This window comes from Cupriavidus pampae (assembly GCF_914271485.1).
In the GTDB taxonomy this organism is placed as follows: domain Bacteria; phylum Pseudomonadota; class Gammaproteobacteria; order Burkholderiales; family Burkholderiaceae; genus Cupriavidus; species Cupriavidus pampae.
Genome location: NZ_CAJZAG010000001.1, coordinates 815,832 through 836,803 on the forward strand (window position 1 = coordinate 815,832; position 20,972 = coordinate 836,803).

General features: G+C 66.9%; 13 protein-coding genes and 1 riboswitch. Of the genes, 8 read left to right on the top strand and 5 right to left on the bottom strand.

The window, feature by feature from the left end; translation table 11 throughout:
* Nucleotides 1-153 precede the first annotated feature (153 nt).
* The 4 genes from LDO41_RS03620 (at nt 154) to LDO41_RS03635 (ending at nt 8,856) form a co-directional block, all read left to right on the top strand.
* Nucleotides 154-3,957: a DNA translocase FtsK gene (locus tag LDO41_RS03620; RefSeq protein WP_223981953.1), complete on the top strand. Its 3,804-nt coding sequence runs from the start codon at nt 154-156 to the stop codon at nt 3,955-3,957.
* Between the two features lie 12 nt (nt 3,958-3,969).
* Nucleotides 3,970-5,472 (top strand): glycine betaine ABC transporter substrate-binding protein, encoded by a 1,503-nt coding sequence (locus LDO41_RS03625; protein ID WP_223982369.1) that lies wholly within the window; start codon nt 3,970-3,972, stop codon nt 5,470-5,472.
* Nucleotides 5,473-5,637: 165 nt separating this feature from the next.
* Nucleotides 5,638-6,903 (top strand): cytochrome c, encoded by a 1,266-nt coding sequence (locus LDO41_RS03630; protein WP_223982371.1) that lies wholly within the window; start codon nt 5,638-5,640, stop codon nt 6,901-6,903.
* Nucleotides 6,904-6,927: 24 nt separating this feature from the next.
* Nucleotides 6,928-8,856 carry an NAD(P)-binding protein gene (locus LDO41_RS03635; protein WP_223981955.1) on the top strand — a complete coding sequence of 643 codons (1,929 nt, stop codon included), beginning with the start codon at nt 6,928-6,930 and terminating at the stop codon, nt 8,854-8,856.
* A gap of 13 nt (nt 8,857-8,869) precedes the next feature.
* Here the strand turns inward: LDO41_RS03635 and LDO41_RS03640 are convergent, their stop codons facing one another.
* From LDO41_RS03640 to LDO41_RS03655, 4 genes are all read right to left on the bottom strand, one after another.
* Nucleotides 8,870-10,339: a PepSY domain-containing protein gene (locus tag LDO41_RS03640; RefSeq protein WP_223981957.1), complete on the bottom strand. Its 1,470-nt coding sequence runs from the start codon at nt 10,337-10,339 to the stop codon at nt 8,870-8,872.
* An 8-nt stretch (nt 10,340-10,347) separates the two neighbouring features.
* Nucleotides 10,348-12,474, bottom strand: a complete 2,127-nt coding sequence (locus LDO41_RS03645; protein WP_223981959.1) for a TonB-dependent receptor — start codon at nt 12,472-12,474, stop codon at nt 10,348-10,350.
* Nucleotides 12,475-12,602: 128 nt separating this feature from the next.
* Nucleotides 12,603-12,895: riboswitch (cobalamin riboswitch) on the bottom strand.
* Between the two features lie 177 nt (nt 12,896-13,072).
* On the bottom strand, nt 13,073-13,513 hold the full coding sequence (locus LDO41_RS03650) for a MarR family winged helix-turn-helix transcriptional regulator (RefSeq protein WP_223981961.1): 441 nt from the start codon (nt 13,511-13,513) through the stop codon (nt 13,073-13,075).
* Nucleotides 13,514-13,908: 395 nt separating this feature from the next.
* A complete protein-coding gene (locus LDO41_RS03655; RefSeq protein ID WP_223981964.1) occupies nt 13,909-14,451 on the bottom strand; it encodes a carboxymuconolactone decarboxylase family protein in 543 nt (180 codons plus the stop codon).
* 129 nt (nt 14,452-14,580) lie between these two features.
* On the opposite strand from LDO41_RS03655, the gene LDO41_RS03660 reads away from it, so the two are divergent.
* From LDO41_RS03660 to LDO41_RS03675, 4 genes are all read left to right on the top strand, one after another.
* Nucleotides 14,581-15,573 carry an AraC family transcriptional regulator gene (locus LDO41_RS03660; RefSeq protein ID WP_223981967.1) on the top strand — a complete coding sequence of 331 codons (993 nt, stop codon included), beginning with the start codon at nt 14,581-14,583 and terminating at the stop codon, nt 15,571-15,573.
* 156 nt (nt 15,574-15,729) lie between these two features.
* Nucleotides 15,730-16,665, top strand: a complete 936-nt coding sequence (gene ku / locus LDO41_RS03665; protein ID WP_223981970.1) for a non-homologous end joining protein Ku — start codon at nt 15,730-15,732, stop codon at nt 16,663-16,665.
* A 41-nt stretch (nt 16,666-16,706) separates the two neighbouring features.
* Nucleotides 16,707-17,627 (top strand): tetratricopeptide repeat protein, encoded by a 921-nt coding sequence (locus tag LDO41_RS03670; protein ID WP_223981973.1) that lies wholly within the window; start codon nt 16,707-16,709, stop codon nt 17,625-17,627.
* A 130-nt stretch (nt 17,628-17,757) separates the two neighbouring features.
* Entirely contained in the window at nt 17,758-19,464 is a 1,707-nt protein-coding gene (locus LDO41_RS03675) for an EAL domain-containing protein (RefSeq protein WP_223981977.1), read from the top strand.
* Here the strand turns inward: LDO41_RS03675 and LDO41_RS03680 are convergent, their stop codons facing one another.
* Complete coding sequence (locus LDO41_RS03680) at nt 19,465-20,814, bottom strand: Nramp family divalent metal transporter (RefSeq protein ID WP_223981981.1); 1,350 nt, start codon at nt 20,812-20,814, stop codon at nt 19,465-19,467.
* Nucleotides 20,815-20,972 lie beyond the last annotated feature (158 nt).

The following is a 20,972-nucleotide window of genomic DNA, read 5'->3' on the forward strand; positions in this document are numbered from 1 at the left end:
TTGCGCCGATTGACGCCGATTGATAGTGTGAAAAGCGGGCGAGGGATTGACCGTCGCATGCATTTTCGTTGCAAACTCATGACAATCAACGCGGGCTTGTGGGGCGCATAACCGCTACAATCGCTGCCCGTAGTTTTAACGTGAATGGCGAACATGGGTTTGGGCTGGTTCGGATTGTCGACCTTGTGGATCGCGCCGCTTGTCTGGCGACTGGCGATGCGCGTGCTCGCGCGCGAGCGTCCGCTGTTCGGCCGTGGCACGCTCCGCGTGTTGCTGGGTACCGTGATCGTGCTGTGTGTGAGCGCGGCGCTCGAGTCGCTGACCGGAGGCGAGGGCGGAGGTGCGCTCGCGGGTGGTAGCGCGGGGCACGCGCTGGCTGGCGTGATCACCAATCTGCTGGGCTGGACCGCGTCGCTGCTGCTGATGCTGGCGGTGCTCGTGCTGGCCGCGCCGATGGTGTTCGGTGAAACCTGGGGCACGCTGCTGCTGTTGCGCAAGCCGCGTGCGGCGGGCGATGACGATGCCGAGGGCGCCGAGCGCAACGATCTTTACCGCGGCGCGCGTCAAGAGGCGCGGGCCAAGGCCGGCAGGAAGGTGCGGAACGAGAGCCGGGCCGAGATGCCGGCGCATGGTACGTCCGCCGGGTCTGCCGCCGGGGTGTCGATGCCGTCGGTGTCAACGCTGTCGGCATTGTCGTCTGGCTGGACGCCGGACACGGCCAGTGGCGCCACGCGGCACAAGGGGATCGAAGCGATCTCCGCGCGCAAGCAACCGACATGGCAGCCGCCCCCGCGCACGCGGCAATCGCCGCCGCAGCCCGGTGAAATCTGGATTCAGGACGCCGCGCCGGCGGAGGCCTTGAGGGGCGAGCCGGTACGTGCCACGCCAGCGCCGGCAAGGGCCGCTGTGGCTGCCGGTGTGGCCGCATCCGCGCCGGCCGCGCGCGCGTCGGTGGCGTCCGGAGGCGCGACGCATGCGCCCACGGCGTCCGCCGCGGCAGTGCGCTCGGCTGCCGCGGGAGCGGCAGTGCATGCGTCTGCTGCATCTGCATCTGCATTTGCGACGCCCGCGGCTGCGGGACGCGCGCCGACCACGTCGGCGCAAGGGGGCGCGGCGCATGCATCAGCGCTCGCCGCACGCACGCCGATGGCGGCTGGCGCGGCGGCGCATGTGTCCACGGGGGGGGCGCCGGCGGCGCGTGCCTCTTTGCCGGCGGCCACGGCAGCGGCCTCCGCTGCGTCGTCGGCTGCGTCGTCGGTTGCAGAGCGCGGCACGGTGATCAGCAGCCCGTTCCGCGACCCGCAGATTGGTTTCCGCGCGCGCATTACGACGCTGCCCGAAGCGCAGCCGCAGGCTGCGGCGCCGGCAGTTGCCGCGCCAGTCGTGGCCTCGCCTGCGCCTGCCGTTGCGGCGGTGGCAGTTGAGACGATCGCTGTGGCGGAGTTGGTAAACGTTGCCGATGTAGCAGGCGTGACTGATGCCGTCGAGGCGACCGGCTTGCCCGAGGTGGCGCCGGTGGTCGCGGCGACCGAGGTGGCCGAGGTGGTCGAGGTGGTCGAGGTGGTCGAGGCCGTGCCGGCGACTGACGGAGACGACGCGCCGAGCGCCGCGATGGCGGCGCCTACCGTGCCGCCGGTCGAGGCGCCGGCCCTCGCTGAAGCGGCCCTCGTGCCGCTGGAAGCGGGCATCCCTGATGACGCCACCGCCGCGATCGAAGCTATTCGTGAGGAAGCGCTCGAGCTGCTGGAAGAGTTGCGCGAACTGGCTGCTCGGGCCGGCGGCAGGCAATCGGCTGCGCCGGCGCTTGCCGCCGAGCCTGCCGCCGTATCTGACGCCGTGCAGCTGCCGGTGATCGAAGCCGATGCACCCGCGCCGGACGCCGCCGAAGCGGTGGTGCCCGTGCCCGCTGTGGAAACGTCTGCCGTGGCGGCGGCCGTGCAGGAAGCGGTAACCCTGCTCGCCGCCAGCGACGCCGCCGAGGTGGCTAGCGTAGCTGACGCGGCTGACATGCCCGAGGCAGTTGCAGTGGCCGAAACGCCTGACATGCCCGAGGCAATTGCCGTGGCCGAAGCGGCTGACATGCCCGAGGCAATTGCCGTGGCCGAAGCGGCTGACATGCCCGAGGCAGTTGCCGCGACCGAAGCGGCTGACATGCCTGAGGCAGTTGCCGTGGCCGAAGCGACTGACATGTCCGAGGCAGTTGTCGTGGCCGAAGCGGCTGACGTGCCCGCGGTGGCTGACGTCGTCGACGCGGCTGACGCGCACGCGCTGGTCGAATCAATCGATACCCTCCCGGCTGACACCGACGAAGGCGCGTTGCTCGACGCCAACGCGTTGGTCGAAGCCGCTGCCGTGGCGGCCAAGCCGCGCATCGTGTTGCCGGCAGTGGTGGGCAACGTCGTTTCGCTGGCGCCGCTCGCGCCGCCGCCAGCCGTGGTGCCCGTGCCGCCGCCCGCCCCCCCGCGCCCGCCCGTCGACTACCGTCTGCCTGACACCGCGCTTCTGGAGCCGACGAGCGAGCATACGCATCAGGTCTCCGAGAACGAGTTGCAGCAAACCAGCGAACTGATCGCGCAGCGGCTGGCCGAATTCAAAGTGCCGGTGTCCGTGGTCGGCGCGAGCGCGGGTCCGGTGATCACGCGCTTCGAGGTAGACCCCGCCGTAGGCGTGCGTGGTGCGCAGGTCGTCGGCCTGATGAAAGATCTGGCGCGCGCGCTCGGCGTAACGTCGATTCGCGTGGTCGAGACGATTCCGGGCAAGACCTGCATGGGCCTGGAGCTGCCCAATGCCAAACGCCAGATGATCCGCCTGTCCGAGATCGTCAGCGGCGACGCCTTCCGCGACCATGCTTCGCGGCTGGTCATCGCCATGGGTAAGGACATTACCGGCAATCCGGTGGTGACCGACCTCGCGCGCGCGCCACACCTGCTGGTGGCCGGTACCACCGGCTCGGGCAAGTCGGTGGCCGTGAACGCGATGATCCTGTCGATGCTGTACAAGGCCACCCCCGAGGACGTGCGCCTGATCATGATCGACCCCAAGATGCTCGAGCTGTCGGTGTACGAAGGCATCCCGCATCTGCTCGCACCGGTGGTCACGGACATGAAGCAGGCCGCGCACGCGCTCAACTGGTGCGTCGGTGAAATGGAAAAGCGCTACCGCCTGATGTCCGCACTGGGCGTGCGTAACCTGGCCGGCTACAACCAGAAAATCCGCGCCGCGCAGGCCGCGGACCGCAAGGTACCGAATCCGTTTTCGCTGACGCCGGACGCACCGGAACCGTTATCGACGCTGCCGCTGATCGTGGTGGTCATCGACGAGCTCGCCGACCTGATGATGGTGGCCGGCAAGAAGATCGAAGAACTGATCGCGCGGCTGGCACAGAAAGCGCGCGCGGCCGGCATCCACCTGATTCTGGCCACGCAGCGTCCGTCGGTCGATGTGATCACGGGCCTGATCAAGGCCAATATCCCCACACGCGTGGCGTTTCAGGTTTCGTCGAAGATCGACTCGCGCACGATTCTCGACCAGATGGGCGCGGAAAGCTTGCTGGGGCAGGGCGATATGTTGTTCCTGCCGCCGGGTACCGGCTATCCGCAACGCGTGCACGGCGCGTTCGTCGCGGACGAGGAAGTGCATCGCGTGGTCGAGCACTGGAAGCAGTTCGGCGAACCGGACTACGACGAGGCGATCCTCGCCGGCGATACGCCTGAAGGCAGTGGCGCCGACATGTTCGGTGACGGTGGCGGTGATGTCGAAGCCGATCCGCTTTACGATGAAGCCGTATCGTTTGTCGTGACCTCGCGCCGCGCCTCGATCTCCGCGGTGCAGCGGCAGTTACGCATCGGCTACAACCGCTCGGCCCGTCTGCTCGAGCAGATGGAAGTGGCGGGGCTGGTCTCGCAGATGGGACGCAACGGCGCGCGGGACGTGCTCGCGCCGGGCGGAGGAGACTAGCCTGTGCGACGCCTGGCGCTGCTGCTCGTGATTGCCGTGATTGGCCTGACCGTGCGAGGCGCCTGGGCGGACCCGCTCCGTGTCGGGTCGAAACGCTTCACCGAGTCGTACATCCTCGGCGAGGTGCTCACACAAACCGCGCGCACGCAGGGCGAGGCGCGGCACCTGCCGGGCCTCGGCAACACGGCGATCGTGTTCGAGGCGCTCAAGGCCGGCAGCATCGACCTGTACCCCGATTACACCGGCACGCTCGCCAACGAGATCCTGCGTCTTCCTCCCGGCGCCGATCTCGCCGCGATCAACGCCGCGCTGGCGCCGATGGGACTCGGCGCGGCGATCCTGTTCGGCTTTCAGAACACCTACGCGATCGCGGTATCCGATGCGCGCGCCGGCAGCCTGCATGCGCTGAGCGACCTCGCGCGCGAGCCAAAGCTGCGGCTCGGCCTGTCGCACGAATTCCTCGGTCGCGCCGACGGCTGGCCGGGGCTGGCGCGTCGCTACGATCTACCGCAGCGACCGATCGGCCTCGATCACGGCGTGGCCTACGAAGCGTTGGCGCAGGGCCAGGTCGATGCGATCGACATCTACTCCACCGACGCCAAGATCCACAAGTACCACCTGCGTGTGCTCACGGACCCGCTGCATTTCTTTCCGCCCTACGACGCGCTGGTGGTGTACCGGCTCGATGTGCCGCGCCGCTATCCGGCGATGTGGCGCGCGCTCGAAGGACTGGCCGGCAAGATTCACGTGGACCAGATGATCGACATGAACGCGGCCGCGGAAATCGAGGGCGAATCGTTTGCCGCGGTGGCGCGTGATTTTCTTGCAGGCCGCATCGGCAACACGCTCGCCACGCCGGTGCCGCGCCAGGGCGAAATGCGCGGCGACCTCGCGCGCACGCTGTTCAGTGCCGACACATGGCGACTGACGCAGCGCCATCTGGCATTGGTGTTCGGCGCGGTGGGCGCGGCCATCGCGGTGGGCGTGCCGCTGGGCATTCTGGCCGACCGTCGGCGCCGCATCGGGCAGGGGGTGCTGGCGCTGGTGAGCGTGCTGCAGACGATTCCATCGCTGGCGCTGCTGGCGATCCTGATTCCACTGCTGGGCCGTATCGGCGTATGGCCCGCGATGGTGGCGCTGTTCCTGTACGCGCTACTGCCCATCGTACGCAATACGTGCACGGGTCTGGAGCAGGTGTCGCCCGGCATGCGCGCGGCCGCGAGCGCGCTCGGTTTCCGGCCGCTGCAGGTGCTGCGATATGTCGAGGTACCGCTGGCCATGCCGGTGATCCTCGCGGGTGTGAAGACGGCCGCGGTGATCAGCGTGGGCACCGCGACCATCGCGGCGTTCGTGGGCGCGGGTGGTTATGGCGAGCGCATCGCCACCGGCCTCGCGCTCAACGACCACGTGCAGTTGCTCGCGGGCGCCGTGCCGGCCGCGGCGATGGCGCTGTTGATCGAATGGGGCTTCAGCCTGGCCGACTATCGTCGCCAGCGACGGATGGCGCGTCGGTAGGCCACGGTAGGAGACAAGCCGCCTACGGGTTGCACCAGAGTGGCGAACTTTGCGGTGACGAGATAAGCTGACGATCAACGCAGAACGTCGACGTTCCCTCAAAAATAAGCCATACATCGTCCATACATGCCCATGCGAGCCTCTGCCCGATGGCTGTTGTTCATCATGCTGGCCTTCACCGGTCTCGCGCGCGCCGCCACGCCCGCCGCCACGCCCGTGGAACAGATCGAACGTGGCCGGTATCTCGCGCGCATCGCCAATTGCGCGGCCTGCCACACCAACGCTGGCGGCGCGCCGCTGGCCGGTGGCTTGCCGCTGCGTACGGGCGCGGGCACCGTGTATTCGACCAACATCACGCCGGATCCCGAGACCGGTATCGGGCGATATTCGCTGGACGAGTTCGACCGTGCGGTGCGTCATGGGGTGGCGCGCGGCGGCAAGCGCCTCTATCCGGCCATGCCGTACCCGTCGTACGCACGCATGACGCGCGACGACGTGGCCGCGCTTTACGCGTGGCTGCGCGCCGAGGTCAAGCCGGTGCGCCAGGCCGACACGGCCGCGCAGATGCGCTTTCCGTACAGCCAGCGCTGGCTGTTGGCCGCGTGGAATCTGCTGTACCTCGATGACAAGCCCGTGCGTGAGGACCCGGCCAAGGGCGCCGCATGGAATCGCGGTGCCTATCTCGTGCGCGCGGTTGCGCATTGCAGCGCGTGTCACACACCGCGCGGCATGCTGTACGGCGAAAAGGGCGACGACGAGCGCAGCCGCCATTTCCTGTCCGGTGCGATCGTCGAAGGCTGGTCCGCCACTAACCTGACCGGCGATCAACTGACGGGGCTGGGCGCGTGGTCGAAGGCCGAGCTGGCCGAGTATCTGCGCACGGGCCGCAACGCCCATGCCACCTCGTTCGGGCCGATGTCGACGGTGATCTCCACCTCGACGCAATACATGGCCGATGGCGATCTCGATGCGGTGGCCACCTATCTGAAGTCGCTGCCCGGCGTGCGCGGCGAGACCACCCCGTTCCGCTACGATCCCGCCGTGGCCACGCAACTAGAGCAAGGGCGTTTCGATCGGACCGGCGCGCGGCAGTACGCGCAGTTCTGCATGCCGTGCCATGGTGCCGGCGGCAAGGGCTTTGCACGCGTGTTCCCGCCACTGGCTGGCAATCCGACCGTGGCCGATCCGGATCCGTCGTCGCTGATCAATCTGCTGCTCGATGGCGCGGTGACCGCGCGCGTGAGTACCGCGCCGACCGACTATCACATGCCGGGCTATGGCTGGACCATGGATGATCAGGAGCTGGCCAATGTGCTGACGTTTATTCGCGGCAGCTGGGGCAATCGCGCGGCACCGGTGACAGAGGCCGCGGTGGGGGCACGACGTCAGGCCATGGGCACGCCGGCCGCGGCCGCCGCGCATGCGCGCTGAATACCAGAACAAGAGACAGGCGTCATGACCATTACCCGCAGGGATTTTCTCAACGGCACCGCGCTGACGATCGCGGCGGGCCTGGCGCCATCCGCGCTGCTGGAGGCGGCCGCGCAAGGGACCAGTCAGAGGGCCGCTGCCGCGAGTGCGCCCGTGGCAGCGACCGGAAGCGCGTCGCCATATCCGCCGGCCCTTACCGGCCTGCGCGGTAATCATGCGGGCACGTTCACGCTGGCGCACAGTCTGGCGCGCGAAGGGGCCACCTATCCGACCGTGCTGGCACAGGAGTCCTACGACCTCGTGGTGGTCGGGGGTGGGCTCAGCGGGCTGGCGGCGGCCTGGTTCTATCGCCGCAAGTTCGGGGCCAAGGCGCGCATCCTGATCCTCGACAATCACGACGATTTCGGTGGGCATGCCAAGCGCAACGAATTCACCGTGCGCGGGCGCAAGCTCGTCACGTACGGCGGCAGCGCCGATATGCCGGCGAGCGCCGCGGGCAATGCCGCGGTGCGTACGTTGCTGGCCGGCGTGGGGCTCGATGCCACGCGTGCGCCGGCGTTGCCGCAGACGCCGTTCGCCGCGCTCGGCATGGGGCGCGCGGTGTATTTCGATGCCGAGCATTTCGGTCGCGATGGACTCGTCGCCGGCGACCCATTTGCCGATCTGATCGATGCGCGTGCCACTGGTGGTGGTACGCGTCCCACGCCAGACGTGTTGCAGCGGTTTGTCGATGCGGCGCCGCTCGCGGCCCAGGAGCGCGCGGCGCTGCTGAAGCTTGCGGCTGGCGAGGTGGATTATCTGGCGGGGATGGCGCCCGGCGATCGTGCGAACTACCTCGCGCGCACGCGGTATGCCACGTTCCTGCGCGAGCGTGCGGGCATTGGCCTTGGTGGCCTGCGCTTTCTGCGCAGTCGTAGCAACGATGCCTATGCGCTCGACGCCGATGGCATCTCGGTGGGCGAGGCCATCGCCATCGGGCTGCCGGCCGGTGCGGGCATGCCCGCGCCCGTGCTGGATCCTCGACTGGGCAAGTCGCCGGCTTCGCGGCTGTGGTTTGCCGATGGCAATGCCTCGCTCGCGCGCCTGCTGGTGCGCGATCTGGTACCCGGGGTAGTCTCCGGTGCAGCCGCTGCCGGCCGCCCCGAAGACATCGGGCGCGCGGCGTTCAGCTATGGCGGGCTCGATCGTGACGGCAATGCGGTGCGCATCCGGCTGGAGTCCACCGCCATTGCGGTGGAGCCCGACGTGCGCATCACGCGGGTCACCTACGGCTGGCGTGGCAATCTGCATCGGGTGGAAGCCCAGCATGTGGTGCTGGCCGGCTACAACATGATGATCCCATTCATTCTGCCGACGCTGCCGGCCGCGCAGAAGGATGCGCTGCGCGCGGAGGTCAAGGCGCCGCTGCTCTACACCAAGGTGGCGCTCGACAATTGGCGCGCGTTTGCGGCGCTCAAGGCGTGGCGCATGCACGCGCCGGCGATGGCGTACACCGATCTGTGGCTCGAGCCGCCGGTGGCCGGCAGCCCGTCCGCGCTGGCGACGCCCGATGATCCGGCGGTGCTGCACATGCTGTATGTGCCCACCGTGCCCGATAGCGGAATGAGCGTGCGCGAACGTTTTCGCGCCGGGCGCGCGTTGCTGCTTGGCACGCCGTATGACGAGCTGGAACGCGGCGTGCGCGCGCAGCTCGATCGCATGCTGGGCGCGGGCGGCTTTGTGTCGCGCGACGTGATTCGCGCGATTACCGTCAATCGCTGGGCGCATGGCTACAGCTATATGCCGAGCCCGCTGATGCCCGACGATGCGGCATTGCAGACGGCGTTGGCGCAGGCGGGCAAGGGCATTGGCAATGTGCGCATCGCCAATAGCGACAGCGCGGGCAGCCCCTCGCTGACCGCCGCCGTGGAGCAGGGCTGGCGCGCGGTGGATGGGCTGGTGGCGGTTGGCTAATGGCTTGCTCTTGCTACGACGCCTTGCGCTTCAATCGGCGATAGCCGACCACGATGCCGCTGACCGACATGGCTGTCCCGATCAGCGACAGCAGCCACATCACGATATCCCACGCCGGGCGGTGGCGCAGCAGCGCGTTGAGATCCCAGCTGTGCACCGCATGGAATAGCCAGCGATACGTGCGGCGGCTGTCGTCGGAGCGGCCCGCGACGAGGCCGGTGGCCGGGTCGATATAGGCCCACGTGCCGGCCACATCGTCGAAACGCACGCGCAGCACCGGTAGCGTGCGCGGTGAGTGATGGCGATACCAGTACGCGTCGTCATGGTGCTGGATCGCGCTGTCGGTCACCGCCGCTTTGGGTAGCAGGGTGGTGGCCGCGCGCGTGAGTTCGGCGGTCTGCCAGACCACAGGCGTACCAGTGACGGCATCGAGCGTCTGCGTGCGCCCCGCGCCATCGCTGACGAGCAGCAGCGCGCGGCCGCCGACCCATGCCATGCGGATCTCGCGCGCGTCGGGCACGCGCGTCATGACCTCGCGCCATGCCGGCTGCGGAAAGGTGGTCGCGGCGTGCCCCGCATACCGCTGCAGTGCCGCGTCGTCGAAGCCGCGTCCGCTGAACCATTGGTTGGGATTGACCGACAGCCAGCCGCTCGCCAGCCAGAACACCAGAAACAACGCCCCGGCCAGCCCGGCCACATGATGCCAGGCCATCCAGCCGTGATACGGCGACATACCGCCCACGCTGCCGTGCGCAAAGCGCCGACGCACGCGCAGCCGCAGGATGCCGATCCAGATGCCGGTCACCGCCACCACGAGGCATGGCCCCGAGGTCCACATCACGACCTGTCGCCACAACGGCGGGTCCTTGCGGATTGGCGTGAAGTACAGCCAGTGCGGCACCGAGCCGAGCCAGTTCCAGAAGCGTTCGGCCCGTTGGGTGTCGCGCATGACCTCGCCCGTGCGCGCGGAGACGTAGAGCTCGGTGCCGTGCCCATCGTCGATGGCGATGCGATGCAGCGGCCGCCAGGCATTGAGGCCATTCGGTACAGTCCACTGGTCGCGGTCGGTGGTGTCGAGCCAGTGTGCCGGGGCGCGCGCAAAGCGTTGCGCGATGGCGCGCGCGGCGTCCGCGTCCACGGCCTCGATGCGCGTGCCATCGGTGGCGTCGATCGTATGCGGCCGGCCGCGTCGGTCGACGATGCGGTACACCGGCCGGTCTCCGGCGAGTTCGAAGCGCAGATTGCGCGGGAACGCGTCGAGGCCCGCGGAGTGCATCGCGGTGTCAGGCGTCACCCGCGGCGCGGCGGCCACCAATGGCGACAACCCCGCGAGTCGCTCGGCCTCCGTCAGCGACGGAAACGCGACGTACATCATCACCACGCCCGAGACGAACCACATCGCGATCAGCACGCAGCCGGCGATACCCATCCAGCGATGGATCAGGTAGAGCCAGCGCCGGATCGCTTTCCACCCGCCGTGCATGGCGACCCTCAGAAGTAGAAGTTCGCCGACAACTCCGCCGAGCGCGGCCGGCCGAGCAGCCATTGCTGGCCGCCGTTGGCCACGGCCTCGGCGTAGTCGCGGTTGAACAGGTTGTACACGCGCAGTGACAGCGCCGCCTGCCTGGTCACGCGCCATGACAGCACCGTATCCACCACGGTATAGCTCGGCACCCGCACCGTGTTGGCATTGTCCGCATAGCGCCCGCCGACATAACGCAGGCCCGCGCCAAATTGCCACTGCGGCAGGAATGCCCACGTGAGCCAGGCGTTGGCCGCCTGCTGCGGCACGCTCGTCGGCACATTGCCCGCGCGCGAAACCAGCCGGCCACCGACTGACTCGTTGAAGTCCTCGTATCGGGCGCGCAGCACGGTGCCATTGACGTCGAGCCGCAGCCCGCGCAGCACCTCGATGCTCGCCGAGGCTTCGAGTCCGCGCGACGATTGTTCGCCCACCTGCTGCGTGATGGCAGGGTTCACCGGATCACGTGACAGCAGATCGTTCTTGCGGATCTCGTACGCCGCAAACGTCCATTCGCCACGCTTGTTCCAGAACGATTGCTTGACACCAACCTCGGCCTGCTTGCCCGTCGCAAGGTTGAAGTTGCGCTGCGCATCGGACGTGGTGACCAGCGCGCCGAGCGGATCGGTCGCGGTGGCGTACTGCGCGTACACGGCCAGGTCCGGCGTGAACTGGTACACCGTGCCCGCGCGCCACGTGGTGTTGGCAAAGGTCTTGTCGAAACCGGTGCCCGCGATCAGGTCGCCGCGCGAAAAGTCCGCATGGTCGAAGCGCACGCCGCCAATGATCGACCACTGCTGCGTGAGCGCGATGCGATGCTCGCCAAATAGCGCGTACTGCGTGGTGTGCGTGCGATAGCGCGGCGAGGTGAACACGCCCGGCGGGCTGAAGAATACGCCGGGGTTGAAGTTGTACGCATCCACCGTCGACGTACCGCCATACGGCGAATTGCTGGAGTGCGTGAAGTTGATGCGATTGACGTCGAAACCGACCGTGGTCGTGTTGTCGAGGCCGAACAGCTTGCTCTTCATCGTCAGGTCGGCACGATCGCCCACCTGTTCCTGGTCGTGCAGGATCTCGAGGTAGTCGGTGCGGCGTACCTGACCCGTGGCGGGGAGATAGCTATAGGTTTCGGCGTCGCGCCAGTGACGCTGGCTGGTCAGGTAATAGAACTGGTTGCGCACCGATACGCGCTCGTTCGGCGTCCATTCGGCCGCCAGCCGTGTCCAGCGATCGCGGTACGTGATATCGGCATCGGCAACGTTGTAGTTCTTCTTGCGCAGCGAGCGGTCGAGGCTGCCGCCCACGAGCGGCGTGCCGAGATATTCCATCGGATGCTGGCTACCGTCGTCATAGGACAGCGTCAGGTTGAAATCGCGCGAGACGTCGAGGCGCACCGCGGCGGACACCATGAGGTTGCGCGAATCGCCACGATCGACCCAGCCGGCCGAGCGGTTGTACGCGGTGGCAAAACGATAGGACAGGTTCTCGTTGACCGCGCCACCGCTGTCGAACGCGACGCGCGCGGTTTTCTGGGAGCCGCCCGTGATCTGCAACTCGTTCTGGATCGGCCCCCTGAACGGCTTCTTGGGCACCACGTTGATCACGCCGCCGATCGCGCCTTCGCCATACATGACGGAAGCCGGGCCACGCAGGATCTCGATGCGATCCGCCGACCAGGTATCGAACGGGAACGTGACCGTACCAGCCGCCACGTACAGGCGTGTGCCGTCATAGAGCTGCATCACCGAGCCCTGGCCGGCAAAGCCGCGCGCGGCCAGCGAGGTGCCGCCGTTGCCGGGCGCCGGGTTGGCGGTAATGCCGGTGGCGCGCGTCACGGCCTCGCGCACGGTCTGGTCGCCACGCTCGCGGATGGTTTCGCCGGTCAGCACCTCGACGCTCGCGGGCGTTTCCATCGGCGTCAGGCCCAGGCGGCTGCCAGTGCTGTCAGGCGTGGTGAGCGCGAGGCCCGGATAGGCCGATTCACTGACGACGACCGGCGGCAATGCGGCATCCGCGGTGGCGGTCGCGGTCTGCGCAAGGGCGTGATGGGGCAGTTGAAACGTTGCCAGCGCGCCGAGGGAAATGGCGAGCATGCGGGAGGGAAGGCAGGAAGGGATGCGCGATGCAGCGGCGCGTGCCGGCATGGCCGCAGGGCGGCGGCCGAAAGTATAAATGGCGTTGTGTTTCATCGAATGCCGGGCGACCCCGCCCGTGCTGTCTGTAACGATGATGACCACAGGCCGGTATCCGGGCTTGCAGGCTGGGACCCAAATGTCCCCGGATCGCGCCGCCTTCCCACGCGGAACATAGGCTTGTAGCGTATGGCCGCACAGTGACTGCCGGCCGCGTAAATGCGGCCGTCGTGGCGAAATCCTGATCCTGCTTACCGTTGCGGGGGCAGCACAGGCATGACCGCCGAATACTCGAGGTTTAATAACCCGAGCGTGCGCGGCGCACCTGTTTCCCGTTTAACCCAAGCCTCGCGGCATGGGCACCTGCAATCCCTGGTCGCGCGGCGTCATAACGCTATAACGTCGTGGCGGCGCGATTGGCGCGCATTGTACTGGGCTACAGACGTTTTGCGTCGGAATTGTTACCAGGGGACCGGGGGCGCGGACTGGTGGTTGCAAAACGGGGGGAGGGCGGTAAAAGGACCCGCCTGGCGGGCCCCAAAAACTTCAAGCCATGCAATCAGTTGCGTGTCGCGAATTTCTGCAGCAGACGTCCGAACTCGGAGAACTCGTTTTCGGAAAATGCTTTCAGGCGCTCATTGAGCACTTCGGGAGCAATTTCCGGGATCTGCTCGGCGACGGATCGGCCCTTCTCGGTCAGTTCCAGATTGACCACCCGACGGTCGTCGATGCTGCGACTTCGCGCAAGCAATCCCTTTTCCTCGAGCTTGTCCAGCATGCGCGTCATCAGGCCGCTGTCGATGCCGAGCATCTTGCTGATTTCGAACGGAGTGGAGGCGGAACCCCGCATCAGCGTCATCAAAATGCCCATTTGCTGACCGTTGATGTCGAGTGGCCGCAACGCGCAGTCCATCTCCATCAGCAGGCAATTACGGGCCCGGTTTAAGTGAAAACCAATGCTCTGAGTGAGCAGGAAGTTATCCCTATCGTAGTGCTTCACGGCGTCATCCCCTTAAGTCAAAAGCGGATTCTTCTCTGACCGGGCCTCGCGTAAAAGCATCGGGTCGGTATATCAGGTTGTGACTGAAAGGTCTGTGTGTTACCCGGAAAACCTTGTCACACTTGACGATTGCATCCGCGACAGCATCGCCGATATCATTTTGATCTTAACTTTAAGAAATGTGAATTAAATTTTATTGTGAGACGTATTAGATATCTTTTAATTGACGTTTTTGGTGACTTTTGTGCAATCCCCCGAATGGGTGAATAATCTGTATTTATTGTTCGAACATAATGATTTTATGTTGTAGGTTTATTACCGTTGCCCCCGCAAGCTTCATTCCGCGAAACGAAATATGCAAGGGGGCAACGAAACCTCGCGACGACGCAGGGCGTTTAAATGGCCGGCGCTGCGGGGAAATCCAGCACGGTGTCATTGACGCGATTGATCATGTTGGTGAACAGGATCGCGCTGATGGCCTGGATCGCTTCCACGATCTGACGATCGTTATAACCGGCCGCCTTGACGCGCTCGACGCTCGCCGCCGGCACCGTGCCGTGCGTGGAAACAATCTCCACGGCGAAGCGAACCAGCGCGTCGGTCCTGGCGTCGTCCGGGTAGCTGCCACGGCGCAGTTGCTGGGTCTGCTCGACCGTGTATCCGGACATCTTGCCCGTCACGGTGTGCGCGGCCAGGCAATAGTCGCAGCCGCTGACTTCGCTGACGGACAGGTTGATCGCCTCCAGTTCGCGGGCGGACAGCGTGCCCTGCTTGAGCACCTGACCGGTACCCAACGCATTGGCCAGCACGGCGGGCGCATTGCTGCCGATCGCGGCATAGGCGTTGGGGACCTTGCCGACGGCCTTCTTGATGGCGCCGAACAGTTCGGCGGTCTGGCCGGTGGCTTCGTTGACGGCGATGGTTTGCAGACGGGACATGATGCATTCTCCTGGTTTCGTTTGGGTTGCGCGATTTGTGTGATGCGCTTCCATGGACTCAATGGTAGATACGTACGCGAATCGAATGAGTTAGTATTGGCGCAACTTTTTGCTCAATCGTCTCATCGCATGGATACGCTCAGCGAGTTCGTCCGCCTGTTGTCTCCCTCCGGAACCGTAGATCTGCAATGCCGCGTGGCGGGAGCCTGGTCCGCGCACAATGAACAGGCGGCGCCTGGTCACGTGCCGTATCACGTGATACTCGACGGCAACGCCGAACTGACCGTCGGCCGCGAGGCATTGCGGCTGGTCGCCGGCGACGTGCTGCTGTTTCCGCATGGCGCCGCCCATACGATGCGCGCCATGCATCGCGGTGCGCGCAACGCGCCGACGCAGCATTTCAATGGTGTGGTCACGGAGATCCGCGTAGAGGGCGCGGCGGAGCCACTGAATATCCTGTGTGGCACGTTCATGCTCAACCCAGCCTCCACGCTGTTGCTGCGCACGTTGCCCGAGTACCTGCACGTGCCGACCGCTCATGGCGCCGCCCAGGGGGCCGACGGTGACGGCGAGCCCGAGGCCCGGCACGGCAACGAGGTGGCGTGGCTGCGTGGGCTGATCGGCATGATGCATGCGGAGTCCGATGCGCCGCGACCTGGCAGTGCGGCGATCGTCGCCGACCTGTCCACTGCACTGTTCACGGTGCTGATGCGCACGATCATGGCGCGCGGCGGCGTAGCGCACAGCCTGTTCGCGCTGATGGCGGACGCGCGCCTGGCACCCGCGATCGCGGCGATCGTGCGGGCACCGGAACAGGCCTGGACGCTGGAAGACATTGCGGCCGAGTGCAACATGTCACGGGCCACGCTGGCGCGGCATTTCACGCAGGTGGGCGGCCTGACGCCGCTCGAGCTGGTGACGTCGCTGCGCATGGAGCGGGCGGCACGCCTGTTGCGCGAGGGCAACCTGTCGGCGGCCGCGGTGGCGGAGCAGTGCGGGTATGCGTCGCAGGCGGCCTTCGGGCGCCTGTTCGCGCAGCATTTCGACGTGGCACCGGGTGCATATCGACGCGCCGAGCGCGACCGCCGCGCGCATGCGGCGGGGGCGGCGGGGGCCACCTGAGGCCACCTGAGGGCGGTCAGCGGGCTGTTTCGCCTGCGGCAAGGGACGTGGCCGCCACCTGGCGTGTCAGCGGCCATCCGGTGGCGAGCGCCGATCGCGCGGTATAACCTTCAGAGACGTTGCTTTGCTGGTTAATCGTCATTGCGGGAGGTAGCCATGGCGGCCCGTTCCATCGCGTCGTTGTCGATCAGCTTCGGCCTGGTCTCGATTCCGGTGAAGGTCTTCTCGGCCACCGAAAGCAAATCCGCGGTCGGCTTCAACCTGCTGCACAAGGGCTGCGGTTCGCGGCTGCGGCAGCAGTACATCTGCCTGAAAGAGGGCGTGGTGGTCGACCGTGCGGACATGGTCAAGGGCTACGAGTTCGAGAAGGACCGGTATGTCACGTTCACGCCGGAAGAGCTCGATGCGCTCGAAGAGGCCGCGCAGCAGACCATCGATATCGTGGCCTTTATGCCAGTGGGCGCGATCGATCCGATCTACTTCGACAAGGCCTATTACCTCGGCCCCGACAAGCGTGGCGCCAAGCCGTACAACCTGCTGGCCGAGGCCATGCGTGACAGCGGCACCTGCGCGCTGGCCAAGTGGTCGTGGAAGGGCAAGCAGTACATGGTGCAGATTCGCGTGGGCGACGATGGCCTGATCCTGCAGCAGTTGCTCTATGCCGACGAGGTCCGCTCGATGGCGGACCTGCACGTGGAGCGCGTAGATATCCAGCCGGCCGAGCTATCGCTTGCACAACAACTGATCGCGCAGAACTCGGTCGAGGGCTACGACGCGACGGCCTACGTTGACGACGAAAAGCAGCGCATTCTCGAACAGATCGACCAGAAGATCGCCGGCAAGAAGATCACGGTGGCCGCCGAGGCGCCGCCGACGTCCGGCGGCGAGGTGATCGACCTGATGGAGGCACTGCGCAAGAGTATCGGCGCCAACAAGCGCACGCCCGCGGCCGGCAAGGGTGGCGAGAAGCCCGCGCGGTCCGAGAAAACCGTCGAGAAGATCGACAAGGCCGCGGCGCCACGCAAGACCGCGAAGCGCGCGGCGGCGATACCGGCGCCGGCGGCCGCGCCGAAGCGTGCCGCGCGCAAGTGAAGCCAGGCTGCGCTCGACGCTAAAGGAGAACTGACCCGGCCATGGACGCCTACACGATGCGCGACGTCCAGGCGCTGCTCGGCATTTCGCGCACGGTGGTCACCGCGTTGATCGCCGCCGGTGTGGTGGCGCCGCGGCGCGGGCCGCGCCGCGAGTATCGCTTTACGTTTCAGGATGTGGTGCTGCTGCGTACCGCGCAATCGTTGCGCGCCTCGCATGTGCCCACACGCCACATTACGCGCTCGCTGCGGCGCCTGCAGGAACTCGGTCAGCCGGGGCAACCGCCGACGGGCGTGCGCGTGGCGGCCGCCGGCCGCGATGTGACCGTACGCGACCGGCAGGGCCAGTGGCAGGTGGATACCGGCCAGTTTGTGCTGGACTTCGACCGGCCCGATACGCGCCCCGAGCGCGGGGGCGGGCGTGCGACGGGAGCGGGCGCGGTGCTGGTGATGCAGCGTCCGACCACGCGCGGCGAGGCGGCGCGCAAGGCGTCGGCACCGGGCGCGTGCCTGCCGTCCGAGCTGGCCGACCCCGCTGAGGTGCCACAGCTCGACGCGGCGGCCGAGTTCGAGCGCGGCGTGGCCATCGAGGCCGACGCGCCCGACGACGCCAAAGTGGCGTACGCCCGCGCGCTGCAGGCCGATCCCATGTATCTCGATGCCTATCTGAACCTCGGCTGCCTGCTGTGCGACAGCGGCTGCTTCGAAGAGGCCGTCGTACTCTATCGCGCGGCACTGCAACGCCTGCCCGATCACCCGGTGCTGCACTTCAACCTCGGCGTCGCGCTCGAGGACGCCGGCCGACAGCGCGAGGCGCTGGCCAGCTATCACGCGTGCATCGACCTCGCGCCCGATTTTGCCGATGCGCACTACAACGCCGCGCGGTTGCACGAGGCGCTCGGTGATCCGCATCGCGCGATCCGTCACTACAACCAGTACCGCAAGCTCGAACCCACTGTCTGACAGGCGTCACTCCCTCGGGCGAGGGGTAGGGATGAGAACGGAGCCCCGGCAATGTGGCGGTGTAGGACGCGCGCCGACATCCGTAGCGCGCGGGCATCCTCACAATCGAGCGGGGGAACGTGTCGGAGGGATGGGATTGTTCAGGACATGGCGGGACTTTATCGGCGGAGGGCCACCTTCGCCTGCCACGCTGCTGCTCGGGCTCGCCGTCTGCGCAGTGTCGACTTCCGCCGCGCTGTGGGTCGGCGCGCGCTACGCCGACGAGGTGATCGCCAGCCGCGAGCGCGCGGTGGCGTCCGACGTGGTGGCCTCGATCACGCGCATGATCACCTCGGTGGAGGCGCACGGTAAGCGCCGCCTGGAATCGCTGGTCGGCCAGTCGTGCGCCGCCATCAGCGACGCGCTGAACGAGCGCCAGAGTTATATCCCCTATGTGCGCGCGGCCGCGACCGTCACCGAAGGCGTGGCCTATTGTTCGTCCACGCGCGGCAACGTGCGCGTGCCGCTGACCTATTACTTCGGCAAGCACCTCGACAAGGGCGGCGGCGCGGCGGGCGGGCCTCGCATCGCGCTGGCGGGGCGCACGCCGTTTCGCGACGTGGCGCCCACGCTGGTGCTGTTCGAACCTTCGCCCGCCGAGAGTGCGAGCCGCGGCGTGTTGTACCTGATCGAGGGGGTCTACGTGATCGATGCCCTTGCGCATGGGCTCGGCTTTGGCGCGGGCGTGGTCGCGGTCACCGTCGGCGGCGCATCGATCTATCACGACGGCACATTCCGCGACGCGCCGGGTCCGCTGGGCACGAGCACGCGCGTGACCTCGCCCGAGTTTCCGCTCACCGTGGCCGTGGTGGCCGCGCCGGAGTTCGTGGGGATGACGTCGCGCAAGTATGCGCTGATGTTCGGTGCCATCGGCCTGTTGGCCGGCCTGCTGCTGGTGACGATGTTCCTGATGGTGGCCGCGCCACGCCGCCTGTTGTTGCAGGCCGTGCGGCAAGGGTTGAAGCGCGACCAGTTCTTCGTGGTCTATCAGCCGATCGTCGCGGTGCGCACGCGCGCACGCGTGGGCGTGGAGGCATTGTTGCGATGGCGGCATCCGCGCTGGGGCATGATTCCACCGGGGTCGTATATCGAGACTGTCGAGTCAACGCCGCTGATTGCCGATATCACGCGCTTCGTCATGCGGCGCGTGGTCGAGGACGTGGAGCGCTACCGGCCCGCGATGCCGCTGCATATCGCGGTCAACGTGCCACCGCTGAACCTGCGCCGGCGCGGTTTCGAGGCCGAGGCCGTCGCGCTGCAGGCGCGTATGCCGCACGGCGCGGCACTGGTGCTGGAGATCACCGAGCGGCATCTGCTGGCCGATCGCGGGCAGGCGATGGAGGCGTTCGACCGCCTGCGGCGCGCGGGCATCCGGCTGTCCGTCGATGACTTCGGCACGCGCAACAGCAACCTCGATCTGATTCGAAGTTTTCCGTTCGACTACCTGAAGATCGACAGCCAGTTCACGCAGTCGGTGGACGCGGACGCCAAGGCGCTGCTGGCCAGCATCGTGGCGATGGCGCACCATTTCCGGCTGGTGGTGGTGGCGGAGGGCATCGAGACCGAGGCACAGCATGCGCTGCTGGCGGAGATTGGCGTCGATTGCGCGCAGGGGTATCTGTATCAGCGCCCGGCCAGCGCCGAGATCGTGCTCGGCGCCGATGGGGGAAACGGAGAAGAGGGTGCGGAGGGGGCTGAACGTGTCGCCGAAATGGAGACCGGGAGCGAGAGCGGTAGCGAGAGCGGTAGCGAGACCGAGCGCGCGATCGCCGGGGACGAGCGGGCGGAGGCCCGCTGATCAGCCCAACGCGCTCTGCGCCAGCAGCACGACGTTCAGCAGCACGATCGCCGCGGCGGCGCCCCAGGCGGCGACCAGCGCGCCACCGCGCACGCGCCATTCGCCCATGAGCTCGCGGTTCGAGCCGAACATCACGAGCGGGATCACAGCCAGCGGCAGCGACAGGCTCAACACCACCTGGCTTGCCACCAGCAACTCGGCCGAACCGTGCTCGCCAAACACGCCCACTGCGGCGAGTGCCGGCACGATCGCGATGGCCCGCGTGATCAGCGCCCGGCGCAGACGCGACATGCGCAAATTCAGAAAGCCTTCCATCACGGCCTGGCCGGCGAGCGTGCCGGTGACCGTCGAGTTCAAGCCGCAGGCGAGCAGCGCCACCGCGAACAGCAGGCTTGCCAGATCCGAATGAAGCAGCGGGGCGAGCAGGCGATGCGCATCGGCAAGGTCGCTGACTTCGGTCAGGCCATTGGCGTGGAATACAGCGGCCGCCACGATCAGCAACGCGGCGTTGATCAGGAATGCAAAGCCGAGCGAGCCGAACGTATCGAGGTTCACGCCGCGCAGCGTCTCGAGCATCTCGGTCTTGCGCGTCGCGCGCAGCTCGGCACGCATTTCGGGGGTCACGTCGGGCGCGCCCTCGGATGGTTCCGCGGCGGGCGCGTAGCGGCGCACCAGTGCCGAATGCAGGAAGAGGTTGTGCGGCATGACGGTGGCACCGACGATACCGGCGGCGAGCCAGAGCATGCCGGCATTGCGCACGATTTCCGCCGACGGCTTGAAGCCGCCCAATACATCGCGCCATTCCGGTTGCGCCAGCGCCAGTTGCGCGACGAAGCAGAGCGTGACGATGAGAATCAACGCGGCGACTACGGCTTCGAGCGTCCGGCGGCCTTCGCGCTGCACGGCCATGATCGCCACCGTGGCGACGGCAGCCATCAGCACGCCGACCCAGAGATTGACGCCGAGCAGCAGCTGCAATGCCACGGCGCTGCCGACGATTTCCGCGACGTCACAGGCGATGATCGCAATCTCGCTGGCAATCCACAGCACCATGCTGGTCCGGCGCGAGAATCGCGCGCGGCTCAGTTGCGCGAGGTCGCGTCCGGTCACCACACCGATGCGCGCGGCAATCCATTGCAGCAGCATGGCGACGATGCTCGAGGCCGCGATGACGAACAGCAGCTGGTAGCCGTAGCTGGCGCCGCCCGCAATCGCGGTCGCCCAATTGCCCGGATCCATGTAGCCCACCGCGACCAGCGCACCGGCACCGAGGAAGGCCAGACGCGAGCGCGGCTGGGCCACGGGGGGCCGGCTCGGCTGCAGGGTGGCGGTATCGAAGGGCGGCGGCATGTCGGGTGTCCGGTGTCTTTGTAGCGGTCAGGTGACGGTGCCACCCATGCAATACATTTTGTACACCCGCTGGCGGAAAGGCCAATTGGTAATGCCTAATGATGAAATTGATAATCATTATTATTTGACTATCGATATCACCAAATAAGCCTCACGAG